Genomic DNA, 14,021 nt, shown 5'->3' on the forward strand with positions numbered 1-14,021 from the left:
ACTGGACCAACTGGACGATATGGCTGAAGAGAAACACCTTGAAAAGATGACGTATCTGACGCTGGGCACTGTATTCTGGATTATTCTGGGACTTTTAACCTGGGCCGTAATAGCCAATTACATATTGTGAAGAGGAAACAATGAAAGGGAGTGACATCAAGGGCCGCTTAAAGACAGACCCCACCGGCAATGTAGGGAGCACCGACCATCAATCACAAGCCGCGTCCTTTGGCTTCTGATTTTCGGTTTGCTTTCTTACGCCGGCAGGAAAATGCATGAAGGGTCGAAGCGTTTTAGCTTAGAATCCTCACCGTCCTCTGCATACGCTTTAGCACCTGTCGCTTGTATCCCGGCAGATTTATATCTATCTCTCCGCCGAGCGTTTGCTGATCGCTGTCCAGATTCAGCAAAACGGCGGCACCTGACTTTCGTAAGCTAACCTTCAGTGTTCCTCCAGCAACAAGGGTCGGTCCGAAGGAAATTTCATGACCGCTTTCAATCCATTCGGGAAAAATGCCGGAACCGATGACGATATGTCGGCCCTCCTCCCGCACGAACATATTGCGCACCATCATCAACCATTCTGCCGCCGCCCAGCCGTGCTGACCGTCCCCCATGCAACCGCCCTTGGTAAAGGGATGGATCGCCTCAGGCCACTGCCCGGTCGGCGAAGCCAGGTCTGCCACAGTTCTCACCAACCGCCGGAAAACCGGGTTGTTGGCCCTTAAAAGGGTTTGAGCAAGGGATAGGGTAAGGTAAATATTGATCCCTGCATGGATCATGTCTTGAAAAAAGGCGTTGGAGTGAAAACAGTTTTCCATCAAGTAGGCGACGGTATTCACGATGTCCGGATCCCCGGGCGCCGTCAGTTGCAGGGGATAGTCCGCGACCAAGGATCCGATGGCACCGGCGTCCATGCGGCGATAGGGCGAAGCTGGGATCCCACCCGGTCGTTTTCTCTCAGGAATCCCCCGAATGCTGTCAAAAATGCACTGTCGGAAATGGGCTGCCTGATCCTTCAGAACGGCATGCTTGCCCGGTAAGTGATGCTCGGTGGCCAGGTATGCCGCCTGGTTCAATCCGGCCAATCCCCAGAAGTCATCCCAGTAATAATAGTCGTTTGGGCCCAGATGTTCCGCGCTAAATCCGGCCGGCAACAAACCGTGATGCGGCACGCCTTCACCGGGCATGGTGCGCTTCTTAGCAATCCATTCCGCACCCTTTAACAAATTTTTCAAGAACGGCTTGTCATAAGCGATTCCGGTGAGTTCATGAAACCTACCGCAAATCCACAGTACCTGCCCGTTGGAGTCCCATTCGCCCTCTTGGGACCGAAAATATCCCGATAGGGTCTGCCTTTCCGGAAACCTTTGAATCACGTTTTTGACTCGCTCCGGCAGGTTGATACCCAGAAGCGCATTGAGCATGAAACAGGCATCCCGGAACCAAAATCGCTTGTACGTATAAGGACCCGGATAAATTTCCCCGGCACTCAACAAGAGCACGGTCCGGACAGCTGCGTCATAGAGAAATTGAATCCTGCTGTCCGGCACCCGTAGCTGAGCGGATCTAGCAACCCATGTTTGCCAGTTTTCATGTGATGGGGCTTCAACGGGGGACGCGGGGTCTGCTTTTTTGGCGGAAGTGTTCTCCAGCGGTGCGGTAACGGTCAGATCGACGCTTTCCCGCTCTTTAATGGGGAACAAGGCTGCACCCGTGGCCATACCGATTTCACAAAAGACCGAGCTCTCGTTCTGTACATCGTCCAAATTGTTTGCGACATCACCCTTCTCATAGGTGGAAAAAAGTACCTTTTCGGGCTTCCGACTCAGCTGGAGGTTGGTCGCTTTATTGACTCGGAAACAACCCCGCTCGCGATCATAGTCGATCTCATCGATAAACTGCACCCCCTCCGGATTGTATGGGCGCAACGACAAAACCAGCCACCCGCCTTTTTTCGCAAATCCACGGGCGTGGACACAGATCTTAAATCCCTGCGGGCTCTCGGCAACCCACACGGTTGTCTCAAGCCGCAAGCCCGACGCCTCGGTGTGTGTGGATACGTTAATCTGTTCACTTTCCAAGTCCATGCTCTGCTTTGCACCGTCGACTTTTGCGGGCACCAACAACTGTTTGCCGGATAGAATCCAAAAGTCGACAGACCATCCATCGAGGTAGGGGGTTATCAGCCCTCTGGGATCGACAATGGGATAATGAGGCATCTCCGGATGTCCCACAGCGGTCCAGTTGCGGTGGGTCAAATTGATGTGACTAAATGCAAATCCCCTGGGAATAAAGGATCGATCGTTGGGCTTGAATTGTTTAACGATCCAGAACGGCCAGACCCAGTCCAGATTGTACTGGATCACCCGTGTGTTGATCAGGCCCCTGGCATGAAAAATCACACCGGCTCGCAACAATTCAATGGGTTCGTGCACCTCCGAAGGGTGTCCAAAGCGACGCAGCCTGGCGATCAAGGTAAACGGATCAATAAAGCCATAGCTTCGGACCGCCTTTTTGATGATGAATTTCCAAGGCAACCACTTTTTTAACCACATTTTTTATCTCCTGATCACGTCAACTGATTGTATCTCTTGCGAACTTTTCGGCTGATAAAAAGGGGACAGGCGTTTTTTCATTGTCTGTCCCAATACAGCGTGGCAGGTTCAGGAGCCTCACGACACACACATGTCTGGGAAAAGTTTTAGCATGAGCTCAATACCCTTCACGGAAAGATCAATCCATCTCATTGATCCCGGCAACGTCCTCCTTATTGCTCGTCGTCTGAAAAATGCTTTCTGCTTTTTCACTCACCAGCTCCCATTCCGCGCGACAGGCATGCAAAAATTTATCCCAGGGATCAAGGGGACGGGCGTTAGGCCCTTTTTCACCCCCGACGGCATCTCCAACATACGCATACAATTCTGACAGTTTATCTGCGCTTCTTTTCCGGCTAAATTTCTGGGCGGTTTTTCTGGCATGCTGCGACCATTTGGTTACATCTTTCGGCATGCCGACAATCCAAGCCAGCGCGTCGGAAAAACGCTCCACAGAGGCGCTACCTTCGAGCAAGCTTCCGTTCCGCCCATCGCGGATCACCTCGCGGGCACCAGGCGCGTCCAATGCTATCACTGGAACACCGGCAGCCATTGCTTCGGTTAAAACCATTCCCTGGGTTTCGGTTTGGGACGCAAAGGCAAATAGATTCATGGCATGGTAGGCGTCCACAAGGGTTTGTCCGGTCAGACTGCCTGTAATGGTCAAACGATCCTCAAACGCCTTCTTTTTTAAGATATTGAGAATCCTTTCCTGGCTGGGGCCTTCACCCACCACTAAAAAGTACATATTCGCATGATTTTCCATGGTTCGGGCAATTGCCCGCGTCAGGTAATCTAGGTTTTTTTCAGGAGCAAGCCTGCCCACGTGACCGATCACAAAAGAGGTCGAAGGGATCCGGTGTTTTTTTCGAAAAACGTTCCCATTCCCGTTTCCAAAAAAAGACACATCCACGCCGGTTGGAATTTCAGAGACCGGTACGCTGACCCCGCGCTCGATTATCAGATTTTTGACGCTTTCACTGGGAGCTACGACCGCATCGCAAAGATTGGCATAGTTGGTGGCCAGGAAAGCAGCGAATCGTTTCATTTTTTCCGGGTTCTCTGCAATGTAGTGGGTGTATTCCTCATAAAGCGTATGGTGCGTAAAAATAAGGGGCAAATTTCGGCGTCGGGCAGATCTCAAAGCCGCATCCCCCATGAGATAGGGGTGATGACTGTGGATAATGTCAGGGCAAAATGCCTCAATTTGTTCATCAATGAGAAAAGGAATCGGGATGCGGACGGAAAAATCGCTGCCGTTGAAATTCTGAATAGCGGGCACACGGAAAACCCCTGCATCCATTTCGTCATGCATTTCATGGCCAGGGAATGTCGGCGCCACGATCATAACCTCATGCCCGGCATTTCTCAAATCCTGGGTAAAGGTGGAAATCGATCGGGCCACGCCGCCGACATGGGGAAGATAGGTATTGGTAAACATGCAAACATTCATACGGACGCCCTTTATGCATCCAGCCGGTTAACGTTTCACCACTGATACATATACACACTACTGATTAAACGCAATTTTACTATGGGTGGAAAGCATTATATGGCAAACAATGTATGATTTTTACGGCCGGCCGAAGTATTGGTGATAAAGGGGCATCTATTCACCAGCCCGCAAGCGCGAAGGGCTATAAAAGGTGTGTATTCAAAAGCGCCAATTAACCGCATGGGCGGATGCTCCGGCACCTTGGGATCTGGATTCTCTCGTGGCGGCTCCTTGATGGGTGGGTCTTTGGGTTCATTGGGTGGCTCCTCCACCGGCGGTGGGTTTTCTGGGGGCGGTTCCCCGGGAGCGTCTCCGGGCTCCTCGACCGGTGGTTTTTGCGGTCGATTGGGCGGTTCTTTCAACGGAGATCTCCGGGGCGTCGTTATGCCCGTCTTTCTGCCGCTGCATCGTAATTCGGTTTGAAATGCTGGTGGCATGTTACATTCGCTCCTTTCATTATTCAGGGGGCTTTCGAATGACCATTAGGGGTTGTTCGATGCGGTTGAGCACGCCCGCTGCAGCGCTTCCAAAAAAGACCCGCTGTAAGCCGGTGCGACCATGGCTGGCTATTAACACCAGGTCCACCGATTCGCTTTCGGCTGTATCAATGATGTTCTTGACCACCGACCCCAGACTTACCACAATTTTCGCTTGAATCTTTTTCTTTTCAAACTTGCCTTTCAACACCTTTAGATACATTTCAGCTTCTTGCATTTTTGTGTCCATTTCTTGCCGAAACAAATCCACGGCAGCCCCGTTCCTGCCGGCCATTTTTGGCGGATCGATGACCGTCAAGAAGACAAGGTCTGCTTTGTAACGGACGGCAAGAGACTCTGCGTGCGACAAAGCAATTTCAGCCAGCTTCGATCCATCCAAAGGTACCAGAATCTTTTTATACATCGTTTTTTCTCCATTTTAAAACACGTACAGCGTTCTATGCGTTAATCAATTTTTCCGGCCACAACGACCGCTTCATTGTTGTTAGGCTTTTTGACGAGCTGCAACTGCTTCAGACCTTTTCGGGTTAATCGAACCGATTGGTTTTCATTGGAAATCAGGATGGAGCCGTTCTCTTTTAACGACTGGATGGCCCCTTCCACCTCTTTTTCTGGAATATCATTGTAGGCAGATAGGAGGCCATCCAGAAAAATGGGTTTTTTCCCATTGGACCGAAGCCACTTATGTCCGATCCGGGAGAGTATGTTACGTCGTAAGTTCCTGAACTCCATCACATTGCATTCCCCCTATGCCTGATACCTGACGAATCTGAGCAGGCGAATCACACATGTCCACCCAAGTCGCCAGGTGCATTGTCACGGCTCTTGGCATGTTCCACCGTGGGTGTTTCGGCAGTTGAATGTTCCATCTCCTCTGCATCCAGTTTTTCCTGCTGCTCCTTCCGCAGATCTGAAACCTGGTCTTTGCATTCGCCTTCGCATTCTCCAGTGATGTCTCTTTTTGGCATGTCAGTCATTTTCATGCGCCTCCATGTTCTTAGTTGTTGATTATTAATATCCGTACACCACTCATGCCCATCATGACCGCCAGGCAAGCGCCGCATTATAATTAATCCGCTCACTGCGCCGTTGCGCTGGCGAGTGTTGATTAATATAGTGATTTTTAGCCGACAATGAAATGGGTGCAAACCCGTAGATGCCGCATAGCGTGCATGTATACGTGCTCTAAACTCGTGCCGTCGAAGCCTTGTCATAGGAGGAACCAGACTATGATGCTGGTAATCAGCCTATCCGCCGGGTTTTTCCCATACCGCTGGTTTCGATTAACCACCGGCCAAAATTGCCTGTATACTTGCAACAGGTACGTAAAATACCGGGACGACCCTATTTAAGTATTGATGACCTGCACTATAGTATTATCAGATATGGCAGTATTGATTTTAACAGAAATTACGTCGGGAGAGAGTATTGCGAAAGGAGGATACGTGCTGCATATTGGATATTTTTCATTCGATGAGCAGGATGGGCAGGATGATGATTCAAAGAATAGACATTGAACTATAAAAAGACCTATTATCGGCAGCTCTTCGCACATCTATTGGAGTTCTGATCATGCCAATAAAAAATGGTGTCCAACTAATCACCTATCCGGACAGTCTGGGACGAAATCTACCCGAACTGCACTATACACTGAAAAAATATCTTCATGACGCCATCAGCGGTATTCACCTGCTGCCCTTTTATCCTTCCTCCGCAGACAGGGGATTCTCGCCGATCACTTACGAAAAGGTCGACCCACATTTCGGATCCTGGACCGATATTGATAGAATTGGCCGGGAATACGACCTAATCATCGACTTCATGGTGAATCACATTTCAAGGCAATCGATTTATTTCCAGGACTATCTGAAAAATGGATCACGGTCACCCTATGCAGATATGTTCTTAAGCTTCGACAAACTAGCCCCCAATGGGAATGTCACCCAGGAGGACCTTGAAAAGGTTTATACACGCAAGCCAAGCCCGCCCTATATGACTATTGAGCGTGCCGACGGCACCAAAGAGAAGATATGGTCGACCTTTGATAACGAGCAAATCGACTTGGACTGGCAATCACCCGTTACCAGAAAGATCATGCGCAAATTCTTAATTCAGCTAGCCGGCGGGAACATTGGCATGATCCGCTTGGATGCATTCGCTTACACTACCATAAAGATTGGAACGCGCAGTTTTTTCTTGGAACCCGATGTTTGGGAGCTGCTTGATTGGTTAGACGACTGTGTTTCTCCCTTTCAAGTCGAGATCCTGCCGGAGGTTCACGAGCACTATTCCTATCAGATCAAAATGAGTGAAAAAGGTTACTGGGTTTACGATTTTGCCCTGCCCATGCTTGTGATTCACACGCTTTACCACCACAGCAACAAGTGCTTGATAAACTGGTTGCACATATGTCCTCGAAAACAGATCACCACTTTAGATACCCACGATGGAATTGGTATCGTTGATGTCCATGAATTGATGTCCCAGGATGAAATCCATCGCACGTTGCAAGAGTTGTACGACAAGGGTTCCAACGCCAAGCGCCACTACAATAATGCCAAATACAACAATTTAGACATATACCAGATGAACACAACCTACTACTCAGCTCTCGAATGCAATGATGATTCATACATTTGTGCGAGAATCATTCAATTTTTTGCCCCCGGCATACCCCAGGTATATTACGTGGGGTTACTGGCCGGAAAAAACGACATTGAATTGGTCGAAAAAACCAAATCCGGCCGTAACATTAACCGGCATAATTACGGGGTGGACGAAATTGATCTTGAAATGAAAAAGCCAATCGTAAAAAGGCTGATACGTCTAATGCAGTTTAGAAACAACTACCCCGCGTTCGATGGCGAGTTTCATGTAGAGGACTCTCCCGAAAATCAAGTCGTGCTAAAATGGAATAACGGTGTTTTCCACGCCAAAGCGAGAATTGACCTCGACAACTACGACAATCAAGTCGTGTATTATGATAACGAGACCCACCACAATAAAACAGTTACGTTTTGATATATAAAATAATACTGTTGAAGCATAATTGAGGACTTTTTCTTGATGCCAAACCGCCAAAACGTGTGGATTATCGATCCTTGCAAAATCTTTGGCCAACTGTTGGCCAAGATGATTCAGAAAAAATACCCGCGAGCTGATATTACCCAAATAGAGCGCCTCGATCAGGCAAACAGCTGTCTGGAAGCCGCCCCACCGAATCTCGTATTCATTGACAGTTCCATCGCTTTCGCAAGTTGTATTGCGACGATCAAAACGATCAGACGCAAGCTGCCCAAAACCCAAATTGTGGTGGTTGCGGTGGATGATTGCGAAGAATACGAGCAAGCCATCCTCAATGCCGGTGCGGACTTTTTTTTCTCAAAGAATTATTCAAGTTATCAGCGTTTGGTCGAGTTTATCGAAAAAAACAATCCAACAGCCAATACGACATAAAAATAGTAGCCACACCTTGCGCTGGGCATAATTTGGAATTTGACAGGAGGGATTATATACTATAGGGTTACACACCCTTAGCTGCTATTCTAATCTGAAATGATAGGCGTCGTATGTGAGATCTCACACATATCTGCCTTTTTCAGCCATCATCGATACATAGACCGATAAGGCCCGCAAATGGAACAAAAACAAACACTGATAATAGTCGAGGACCATCAGCTCTTTCGTGATGGTCTCAAATCGATGCTCAACAAACGTGCGGACATTCAGATTGTAGGCGAAGCTGAAGACGGTATCGAAGCTGTAAAGCTGATTCGAAAGTTAAAACCGGATATGGTCTTGCTGGATCTATCCATGCCTAAAATGGGGGGAATTTCTGTGTTGAAAGATGTCAAACGCGAATTGCCGGACACGCACATCCTCCTGTTGACCATTCATGAATCCGATCAGCATGTTCTGGAGGCCTTCGAAGCAGGCGCTGATGGCTATTGCATCAAGGATTCCAGCCGCCAGGAGTTAATGCTGGCAATCGACAGTGTTTTACAAGGGAAAACATATATCAGCCCGGGTATTTCAAATCAGGTTATGGAGGGCTTTTTATCAAGTCAGAAAAAACTGAAAAAGAAGTCACGCTGGCAGAGCGTTACGCAGCGTGAACGCGAAGTTTTAAAACTGGTGGCAGAAGGCTGCACCAACATTGAAATCGGAGAACTTCTGCACATCAGTGTCAAAACCGTTGAGAAACACCGCGCCAACCTGATCGGCAAACTCGATTTACACAATGTTGCCCAACTAACGGCCTATGCCATCCAAAAAGGTCTGGTCGAGACCCCGAAATAATCTCACACTGCCTGCCGGACAGCCGTCAGCATTGAAGCATCGGGCATGAACCTCTGAACGCGACACCGATTATGACAAAAAGGCGACAGATACCATATGATAAAAAGCGCCACCAGGAAGATGTGACAGACCAGGTGAAACCATCCTCGCTCATTAGAGAGAGAGACATCCATGCTGTTGTTTCCGAACTGAAAAGGGAAATCACCGGTCATCAGCATACCGCCACAGCACCGACCCTTTCCCGTGAACGAATAAAACAGCTTTCCAAACGAAGTCTGAGTATGTTGGAGGCAGACCGTAGAACAATTTCCAAGGAACTCCATGACAGCATCGGTACCAGCCTGGCGGCTATCAAGTTCAGTCTCGAAGAAAAGGAATCGATGCGAAAGGAGAATAACGGCCACTTGGATGAGTCCCTGGATCAGGAGATCACCTATCTTTTCAATATTATTAAAGAAACCAAACGTATTTCAGCTCATTTGCGGCCCACCACCCTGGATGATCTGGGACTGATGGCGACCATCGAATGGTACCTGCGCCAGTTCAAACAAATGTATGGAAAGATCCGCATTGAGTATACACCAGAAATCGGGGAAGGGGATATATCCGAAGATGTGAAAATTATCCTTTACCGTATCATCCAGGAAGGGCTCACTAATGCCGAGAAACACAGTCAGGCAGATATCGTCAGGTTACGCTTGCGATATAGCGAGGACCATCGTTCCATCTGTCTCAAAATTGAAGACAACGGTCTTGGTTTCGATGTTGCCGAGGTATTATCTGATAAGGATCCGCTCAGCGGTTACGGCCTCTTTGCCATGCAGGAACGCTGCCAAATATACGGCGGTAGCTTCCATATCGACTCTGAACCAGGTCAGGGAACCGTAGTCACTGCCATTCTTCCTGCCTGATGCCTGCATGGGGTCTTTTACATCTTAACCTTTCCGTACTGATTCGGAAAACATGCTGACCCTCCTTAAGGACCGATACGTAAGCTTAAGCCCGTTTCAGGACGACTTAAAAGCGGAGGGACAGACACGTCAACCCGCCGTCCATCTTGCGGACTTCACTCACATCCAGCACGTGGAGGGGGATGCCCAAAGATTCGAGTTTGGCCTGCGTTCGCGGAAAGCCCTGGGGCACGATCAGATGCCCGTTGATCAACAGGCTGTTGCCCGCGTACGATTCATCCGGATCGAGCAGAATTTTCTCATACGCGGCAAACGCATCCATACGGGCGAACGTCTCCGTCAGGAGAAGCGTGTTGGGGCCAACGATGTTCACGCCCGACTTGAGGTGCAGGCCGTCGCCCACCGACACCGGCATCCAGGTGTTGCCGTAGCGGCTCAGAACGCCGCCCAGCTGTTCCGCCCCGGAACGGTTGGTTCTTTCCGAAATGCCGATAAAAAAGTGCGAGCCTACCATGAGTACATCTCCGCCGTCCAGAGTCCCGGGAGGCTCGATCCGTGCGAGGGTGCGATAACCCGCGAGCGCCGCTTCGACGGTCTTTTCTTCACCCTGCCGGGCCGGCGCTCCGGGGTTGGTGATCACGGCGATGTCGGGAGTCACCACCGCGGTATCCTCTACGAAGTGGGCGTCCGGAAACCCGGTTTCAGGCGGCAGGACGGTGACCGCCAGGCCCAATTCCCTCAGCATGCGTACGTAGGCATCGTGCTGGGTATTCATCAGATCGAAGTCCGGCCTGCCCAGGTCCGATGTTGTCAGGCCGTCTGCGAAATTGGGGCCGGGCTTTCTGACGATGGCACGCGTGAATTCGGTTTTCATAATTGTAAAAAAAAGGTGGATTTTGTATTTCTAAAAGCGATAGGCTCTCGACCGTTGTTTTTTAACTTTGCCCAATAAGGACCCCATGACGCATGAACTCACAGCTACCCTATTTCGCTCTGGCCATCGCAGCAGGATTCTGTCTGCCAACGCAGGCGGGCATCAACTCCCGGCTTAACCTCTGGACCCAATCCCCGATTCTGGCGGCAGCCATTTCCTTTGCCGTTGGAACGGCCGCCCTTGTCATCTACGCCGTCGTATTGCGCGTGCCCGTACCCAGCCTCTCCGGTGCGGGCCAACACCCATGGTGGGTCTGGTCGGGTGGATTTCTGGGCGCTTTTCTGGTCGCTGCCACGGTTGTCCTGGCCCCCCGGTTGAGTGCCGGCACCATGGTTGCGCTGATCATAGCCGGCCAGATGTTGACCTCCATCGTGCTCGATCATTTCGGATTGGTAGGCTACCCCGTCCACGCGGTAAACGGCCTGCGGATCGTGGGGGTCGCCCTGCTGGTGGGAGGCGTGGTGCTGATCAGTACGAACTAAAACATCCACCCAGCCGAAAACGGCTGGGTGGATTCGGTTTTAGAAGCCTTCAAAGGGCTCGCGTTTCACGAAACGGCCGCGGCCGACCTCGCCGACGAACGCCACACGATCGTTCTGCCACTCGGCAACCTTTTTTCCCCGGGAATAGACGATAGAGGGCATTCCGGTCATCTCCATTCCCTCATAGGGGGTGTAGTCCACATTCTGATGCAGCTTCTCCTGGGTTATGGTGAACTTCTGCTCCGGGTCGAAAACCACCAGATCGGCATCCTTGCCCACCTTTATCTCCCCCTTGTCCTTGAGGCCGAACATGCGCGCCGTCCCGGTGGAGACGAGGTCCACCATGCGTTCGAGGCTGATGCGCCCCTTGACTACACCCTCCGAATGCATGAGCATCAGCAGGGTCTCGATTCCCGGCGCACCATTGGGTATTTTTTTGTAGTCGTCCTTGCCGAACATGTCCTTCTTCCCTTTAAAATCAAAGGGGCAGTGATCCGTCGCCACCACCTGCAGGTCCCCGCTGTTCAAACCGCCCCACAGGGCCTCGAGGCTTTCGGTGGTCCTGAGCGGCGGTGACATCACGTATTTGGCGCCGGCAAAGTCGGGCTCCTTGTAGCGCTCTTCATCCATCAGAAGGTACTGCGGACAGGTTTCCGCAAACACATCGACGCCCCTGTCGCGGGCTTCCCGCACCTTGGCAAGGCCCTCTTTGGAGGACAGGTGGACGATGTAAATGCGCGACCCTGTCAGTTCCACCATTTTTGCGGCCCTGGCGATGGCCTCTTCTTCGGCGATGTTGGGCCGGCTGACGGCATGGTAATAGGGGGCCAGTTTGCCCTCTTTTTCCAGAACCTCGTTCATGTGCTGGATGATGTAAACGTTCTCGGCGTGGACCTGTACCAGGCCGCCGTATTTTTTGGTTTCCTCCAGCAACTTGATCATGGTGGCATCATCCACCCTGAAATCATACACCATGAATATCTTGAAACTGGGCGTCCCGTAATCCAGCACCGCTTTTTTCACCTCGGCAATCACTTCCGGTCGGGGATCCATGACCGCCGGGTGCAAAGAGTAGTCCACGGCGACCTTTCCCGCCGCCCAGGACTGTTTTCTCTCGATGGCCTCGAGCAGGGATTCCCCCTTCTGCTGGAGGTCGAAGTCCACCACCGTGGTCACACCGCCACAGGCCGCCGCAACGGTTCCGGTTTCATAATCATCCTGGGCGCTGGTGCCCATGAACGGCATGGAAATGTGAGTGTGGGGATCGATGGCCCCCGGCAAAACATATTTTCCCGATGCATCCACCACTTCGTCCGCGGGTTGATCGAGGTCCTTGCCGATGGTTTTGATCTTGTCACCTTCGGCATAAACATCGGCGACATAACGCCCGGTAGAGGTTACGATGGTACCTCCTTTAACAAGTACACTCATTGGGTCCCTCCTTGGTAAAAGGTTCTAGCGTTATCTCACTCTCCAGGCTCTTGTCCATCACCTGGGTTTCCTTGCGGCGCCACGTTGCGGGCATCTCCTTGAAAGTGATCAGTCCCGGCACCGGACACACGAAGCTGCAAATCATGCAACTGAGGCACTTGTCTTCGATCAAGGTCGGCCGGCGCTGCGCGGCATCCCACTCGAGGGCCTGGCCGGCGGCATCGTTGCAAACGATGTAGCATTGCCCGCAGCCAATGCACTTTTCGAGATCGTACTGGGTAATGCCCTGGCGCGCCAGGTCGAAATGATCCGTGGTTTTCAGGTTCGGCAGCGCCTTGCCCACCAACTCGCTGACCTTGCCGACCCCTCGCTGGGCCATGAAGTCGGACAATCCCTCGATCATATCCTCGACAATCCTGTACCCGTAGTGCATGATCCCGGTGGTCACCTGGATCGTCGACGCCCCCAGCAGGATGTATTCCAGAGCGTCTATCCAGGTTTCGATGCCGCCGATTCCGGAAAGCGGCAGGGCCAGGTCCATGCACTGGGCCATGTCGGCGATGAAATGCAGACCGATGGGCTTGATGGCCGGGCCGGAGGTGCCGCTGACGGCGCCGATACCGAAAATATTGGGCTTGGGGACCAGGTCATCCAGGCCGATTTCGGAAATGCCGCTCACCGTGTTGATGGCCGATATGGCGTCGGCCCCGCCGTTTTTGGCGTGCAGGGCGGGCTCCTTCATGTCGGTGATGTTGGGCGTCATCTTGGCGATGACCGGTATGGAAACGGTGTTCTTGACCGTTGTCGTGAATTTTTCAATCAGGTCGAACGCCTGGCCCACGTGGTGGCCGCTTCCCTCGATGCACATGTGGGGGCATGAAAAATTGAGCTCCAGCATGTCGGCGCCGTTGTCCTCGGCCACTTTGGCCAGATAGGCCCACTCGTCGTTGGAAAAACCCATGATGCTGGAAATGAGCACATGATCCGGATAGTGTTTTTTCAGGTAAAGAAAGTCCGCCAGGTTGTCCTTCAGCGGCCGGTCGGATATCTGCTCGACGTTCTGAACCCCCACCACTCTTTTGGCCCCGTAGTGAAAAGCGTTCATTCTCGGAGAGGGGTGGATGATGGGCAGACGATCCGAATTCAAGGTTTTGAAGACCACCCCGGCCCAGCCGGCTTCAAACGACCGTGCCACCATCTCGGCGCTGTTGGACACCGGAGACGAGGAAAGCAGAAACGGATTTTTAAAGGTTTTTCCGCAAAATTCGATGGAAAGATCTATGGATTGATTGGACATGCTATCTCCTCCTATTTACTGAAAACCCCATCATGTTTGCACAGGATTTTTTCTCCGCTTTCATTTGCATGGATATAT

At 51.3% G+C, this 14,021-nt stretch carries 13 protein-coding genes; 5 read left to right on the top strand and 8 right to left on the bottom strand.

The features are described from left to right. Positions 1-293 precede the first annotated feature (293 nt). The 5 genes from LJE94_02175 to LJE94_02195 all read right to left on the bottom strand — a co-directional run bounded on the left by LJE94_02175 (position 294) and on the right by LJE94_02195 (position 5,566). Positions 294-2,558, bottom strand: a complete 2,265-nt coding sequence (locus LJE94_02175; protein ID MCG6908913.1) for a hypothetical protein — start codon at positions 2,556-2,558, stop codon at positions 294-296. 178 nt (positions 2,559-2,736) lie between these two features. Continuing rightward, positions 2,737-4,038 carry a glycosyltransferase gene (locus tag LJE94_02180; GenBank protein ID MCG6908914.1) on the bottom strand — a complete coding sequence of 434 codons (1,302 nt, stop codon included), beginning with the start codon at positions 4,036-4,038 and terminating at the stop codon, positions 2,737-2,739. A 510-nt stretch (positions 4,039-4,548) separates the two neighbouring features. Then, positions 4,549-4,992 (bottom strand): universal stress protein, encoded by a 444-nt coding sequence (locus LJE94_02185; protein ID MCG6908915.1) that lies wholly within the window; start codon positions 4,990-4,992, stop codon positions 4,549-4,551. 41 nt (positions 4,993-5,033) lie between these two features. Then, a complete protein-coding gene (locus tag LJE94_02190; GenBank protein ID MCG6908916.1) occupies positions 5,034-5,324 on the bottom strand; it encodes a hypothetical protein in 291 nt (96 codons plus the stop codon). A gap of 47 nt (positions 5,325-5,371) precedes the next feature. After that, a complete protein-coding gene (locus LJE94_02195; protein ID MCG6908917.1) occupies positions 5,372-5,566 on the bottom strand; it encodes a hypothetical protein in 195 nt (64 codons plus the stop codon). A gap of 595 nt (positions 5,567-6,161) precedes the next feature. Here LJE94_02195 and gtfA point away from each other — a divergent pair. The 4 genes from gtfA to LJE94_02215 all read left to right on the top strand — a co-directional run bounded on the left by gtfA (position 6,162) and on the right by LJE94_02215 (position 9,799). Continuing rightward, positions 6,162-7,610 carry a sucrose phosphorylase gene (gtfA, locus tag LJE94_02200; protein ID MCG6908918.1) on the top strand — a complete coding sequence of 483 codons (1,449 nt, stop codon included), beginning with the start codon at positions 6,162-6,164 and terminating at the stop codon, positions 7,608-7,610. A 45-nt stretch (positions 7,611-7,655) separates the two neighbouring features. Beyond that, positions 7,656-8,045 carry a response regulator gene (locus tag LJE94_02205; GenBank protein ID MCG6908919.1) on the top strand — a complete coding sequence of 130 codons (390 nt, stop codon included), beginning with the start codon at positions 7,656-7,658 and terminating at the stop codon, positions 8,043-8,045. Positions 8,046-8,225: 180 nt separating this feature from the next. Continuing rightward, positions 8,226-8,888 carry a response regulator transcription factor gene (locus tag LJE94_02210; GenBank protein MCG6908920.1) on the top strand — a complete coding sequence of 221 codons (663 nt, stop codon included), beginning with the start codon at positions 8,226-8,228 and terminating at the stop codon, positions 8,886-8,888. A 122-nt stretch (positions 8,889-9,010) separates the two neighbouring features. After that, the gene (locus LJE94_02215; GenBank protein ID MCG6908921.1) at positions 9,011-9,799 is read left to right on the top strand and encodes a sensor histidine kinase; all 789 of its coding nucleotides are present in this window, start codon (positions 9,011-9,013) and stop codon (positions 9,797-9,799) included. A gap of 106 nt (positions 9,800-9,905) precedes the next feature. On the opposite strand, the gene LJE94_02220 is transcribed toward LJE94_02215, so the two are convergent. Beyond that, complete coding sequence (locus tag LJE94_02220; protein MCG6908922.1) at positions 9,906-10,673, bottom strand: amidinotransferase; 768 nt, start codon at positions 10,671-10,673, stop codon at positions 9,906-9,908. A gap of 92 nt (positions 10,674-10,765) precedes the next feature. Here LJE94_02220 and LJE94_02225 point away from each other — a divergent pair, with 92 nt between their 5' ends. After that, the gene (locus tag LJE94_02225) at positions 10,766-11,215 is read left to right on the top strand and encodes a DMT family transporter (protein ID MCG6908923.1); all 450 of its coding nucleotides are present in this window, start codon (positions 10,766-10,768) and stop codon (positions 11,213-11,215) included. Positions 11,216-11,254: 39 nt separating this feature from the next. Here LJE94_02225 and hydA read toward each other — a convergent pair whose 3' ends face one another. Then, positions 11,255-12,646, bottom strand: a complete 1,392-nt coding sequence (hydA, locus tag LJE94_02230; GenBank protein ID MCG6908924.1) for a dihydropyrimidinase — start codon at positions 12,644-12,646, stop codon at positions 11,255-11,257. Then, positions 12,630-13,943, bottom strand: a complete 1,314-nt coding sequence (gene preA / locus LJE94_02235; GenBank protein MCG6908925.1) for an NAD-dependent dihydropyrimidine dehydrogenase subunit PreA — start codon at positions 13,941-13,943, stop codon at positions 12,630-12,632. Before preA ends, hydA begins: the two co-directional genes overlap by 17 nt. Positions 13,944-14,021 lie beyond the last annotated feature (78 nt).

The organism is Deltaproteobacteria bacterium (genome assembly GCA_022340465.1).
Taxonomy (GTDB): domain Bacteria; phylum Desulfobacterota; class Desulfobacteria; order Desulfobacterales; family B30-G6; genus JAJDNW01.